2 protein-coding genes are annotated in these 3,657 nt (G+C 46.1%); one reads left to right on the top strand and one right to left on the bottom strand.

What is annotated here, in order from left to right; translation table 11 throughout:
- Positions 1-305: 305 nt before the first annotated feature.
- Positions 306-947, bottom strand: a complete 642-nt coding sequence (locus HK28_RS12770) for a TetR/AcrR family transcriptional regulator (RefSeq protein WP_086644927.1) — start codon at positions 945-947, stop codon at positions 306-308.
- A 206-nt stretch (positions 948-1,153) separates the two neighbouring features.
- Here HK28_RS12770 and HK28_RS12765 point away from each other — a divergent pair, with 206 nt between their 5' ends.
- Positions 1,154-3,598, top strand: coding sequence for a membrane-bound PQQ-dependent dehydrogenase, glucose/quinate/shikimate family (locus HK28_RS12765; RefSeq protein WP_086644926.1), 2,445 nt, complete (start codon positions 1,154-1,156; stop codon positions 3,596-3,598).
- Positions 3,599-3,657: the final 59 nt, after the last annotated feature.

Here is a 3,657-nt window from a genome sequence, read left to right as displayed (position 1 = left end):
GCAGTCCAACTCGTCTCCGCCATCATCAAAATTAACTGACGACACGCCATACTTCCCGTAGTGGCATGTTCTGGATTCAATGCTCCCCAGAAGCATAGCGCTACGCAAAGCAGACTTACGGCAGCTACGGAATGATGAAGGATACGGTAAATGCGAGGCATCGACTTTCAACTTAAATCTCGTGATTGACAACCAACTAGTCAGTCAGTAAGATTTTTATGCCGATAGGACGAAAAAAAATTCTACAAAAATCACGCTTCTGAGATCAGGACATTGATGACAGGAAAGTGAATACGGATACCTGACTACTGCTCTGGTGATGATAAATACGTGATTATCATGTTTTTCACCAAATTCTTGTGTCTTGTGCTATTTGACGAACTTAACATATTCATCCCAAGTACAGTAGAGACTGTATGGTGATTGCTAACTCTATAAAAACAAAAAGATGTATACAATAAGTGAAGATCAATAGGGGTAATTGATCGTTTAAATACCCCCAAATCTTGACCCCTTTTTAATATGGAATTCAATTCCATAAGAATATTTTGACTTAATACAGTATCTATGTCAGTGTTTCTGAGTGTTTTTCCATTATTTATATTTTCTATCATAACCATTCTAACGAAATTCTCATTATTTTTATGGTAATCAAATGTAAAATCTATTATTTTCTCAAGTTCTTCGATGGGATTCAAATTGGATTTATCTAGTTTTTCCTCTGAATTTCTGAGTTTCGGATATATTTCTTCTAGAACGGCTTTATATAATCCATCTTTATCACCGAAGTGATAGTAAATCATTCCTTTGGTGGTGCGGGTGCCTTTGGCAATCCTATCAACACGAGCGCCAGCTAAGCCATATTCCGAAAATTCTTTAAGAGCTACCTCTAGAATGTTTTGCCTTGTCTGATCTGCATCACGTGATGTCGTTATGTCGCCACTCATAAAAACTCCTGTTTTTTGGGTTTGTCCGAATTTTTTGCGTTACGAAGCTCTTAGGTGAACCTATCACGAGGAGTTGACCCTCCAAAAGACAATTGTAAGGTTGGGTCAGGTCCGGTATTTGGCTTATTCGACAACTTAACTGACTACCTGGTTAGTATGAAAATACTTTTAGAGCAGCTTCATGTTGTTGCGATTAGGAGGACGTTATGTATCAGCTTGATAAGCCTGACAGTCGGATCGGGTTGGCATTAGCTTGGCTGCTAAGTGCTGTTTTGACGATAACCGGATTATATTTTTTGATTGGAGGTGTTTGGTTACTATCTCTGCGGGGTAGCCCTTATTTCGCTCTTGAAAGTCTGTTCCTTTTGTCTTCGGCATATTTTCTGGCACGCCGTCAGATGCTGGCATTTCCGCTTTTTATAGCATTTTATGTCACAACTGCTTTGTGGTCTTTCTGGGACGCAGGTTGGGATTTTTGGCCATTACTTTCACGTTTGATGGTGCCTTCTGTTTTTCTGCTTATCTTCCTGGTTCTCCTTCCATATCTTCGACAGGTTAACGGTAAAACTGCTTTGCGTACGGTGTCTTATGGGCTATCGGGCATCACCTTTGCAGGCATCGCTGTAGCATTTGCCGAAATGTTTGTGCCTCATGCGCCGGTGGCAGGCCCTGACGCAGAGCTGCCTCTTGCGAGTACTCAGGACGGTCATGGTGACTGGGGGGCTTACGGCCGTACGGCTGAAGGAACGCGCTTCGCACCGTTTTCTGAAATCAATCGGAAGAATATCTCTCATCTGCATCAGGCATGGGTCATGCATACTGGTGATATCCCCGTTAGCCCGGGTGGCAACGGTGCGGAAGATCAAGAAACTCCGCTACAGATAGCCAACAGTTTATACCTGTGTACCCCACATAACGACGTCATTTCAGTAGACGTTGATAGTGGTAAGACTCGCTGGGAAGCACAGGTAAATTCACAGTCAAAGGTTTGGCAACGGTGCCGGGGATTGGGGTATTTTGATGCGACCGCTGCGCGTCCTGCCACCCTCAATGCGGCTTCAGATCCGGCCCCTGTGAACTATGATTATTCCGTTTCATGCCAAAAGCGGCTTTTTACCAATACACCCGATGGTCGGTTGGTTGCCATAAATGCTGACAATGGCAAACTCTGCGCAGAGTTCGGGAATCACGGAACGGTCAATCTTTTAGAAGGATTGGGTAATGCGTCTGATCCACAATATCAGCTTACTTCTGCGCCCACAGTAGCTGGTACGACCGTTATCGTAGGCGGACGCGTTGCAGACAACGTTAAAACTGATATGCCTGATGGTGTCATTCGGGGCTATGACGTCATAACGGGAGCTTTGCGTTGGGCGTTTGATCCCCGTAACCCAGATCCGAATCATGTTCTGGCACCCGGAGAGACTTACCGTCGGAGTTCAGCGAATTCCTGGGCTCCGATGTCGTATGACGCTGCGATGAACACAGTCTTTATCCCGATGGGTAGTTCTTCGGTAGACTTGTGGGGTGCTAATCGCCTTCCAGAAGATCATAAGTACGCAACATCGATCCTGGCCCTGGATGCCACCACAGGTCAGCTGCGTTGGGTATATCAGACGGTGCATAATGATCTGTGGGATTTTGATATCCCCATGCAGCCTTCTCTTATTGATGTTCCAACCAAAGACGGGCAGAAAGCGGCAGTTGTTTTCGGAACCAAATCTGGGCAAATTTTTGTTCTGGACCGTCTGACCGGAAAGCCGATTAGCGAAGTAAAGGAAATTCCAGTACCAAAAGCGGACATCCCGAACGAGCAATATTCCGCTACACAACTTTTTTCTGTTGGGATGCCTCAAATTGGCGCCGGACCGCTACGGGAATCTGACATGTGGGGTGCAACGCCATTTGACCAGCTTGTATGCCGGATTAATTTTCGCTCAATGCGCTATACGGGATTATTTACTGCTCCAGGTACAGATACTTCGCTAAGCTTCCCTGGTTCGCTGGGGGGCATGAATTGGGGCAGCATATCTTCAGATCCTAATAATAATCTTATCTTTGTAAATGATATGCGTCTGGGTCTATGGGTGCGGATGGTTCCAAACGCGCCCAAAAGCGGGACTGACCCTCACAATTCGCAAAAAGAATCTGATGGTGGTGAATCAGTCAATGCTGGCATGGGAGCTGTTCCTCTTGGTGGCACTCCCTATTCGGTTGTTAAGAATCGCTTCATGTCACCACTGCAAATTCCCTGCCAGAAGCCGCCTTTTGGTACTTTGTCAGCAGTGAGCTTGAAGACGCATAAAATTCTTTGGCAGGTCCCCGTCGGAACTGTGCAGGATACTGGTCCATTTGGCGTCAAAATGCATATGAAAATGCCTATCGGCATGCCTACACTAGGGGGAACTCTTGCGACGAAGGGTGGTCTCGTATTCATAGCGGGAACGCAGGATTACTATCTCCGTGCATTTGATAGCTCGACCGGAAAGGAGGTTTGGAAAGCACGCCTACCGGTTGGAAGCCAGGGTGGGCCCATGTCGTATATCTCACCAGTAACGCACCGGCAGTATGTTGTTGTTTCTGTTGGAGGGGCTCGGCAATCACCGGATAGAGGCGATTATGTAATTGCCTTTTCGTTGGACCAAAAATAGCGCACAATAACCGGTGCTGTCACGTTAACTTGCGAGGGGCATTTGAAGGCGCTTGAGGG

Source organism: Acetobacter sp. DsW_063 (genome assembly GCF_002153745.1).
Taxonomy (GTDB): domain Bacteria; phylum Pseudomonadota; class Alphaproteobacteria; order Acetobacterales; family Acetobacteraceae; genus Acetobacter.
Note: the sequence above shows the minus strand (reverse complement) of the source record. Positions and strands in the feature narration are given on the sequence as shown.

Coding starts and splice junctions, on each gene's coding strand:
- HK28_RS12770 (WP_086644927.1), bottom strand. CDS start 947: ATGAGTGGCGACATAACGACATCACGTGATGCAGATCAGACAAGGCAA.
- HK28_RS12765 (WP_086644926.1), top strand. CDS start 1,154: ATGTATCAGCTTGATAAGCCTGACAGTCGGATCGGGTTGGCATTAGCT.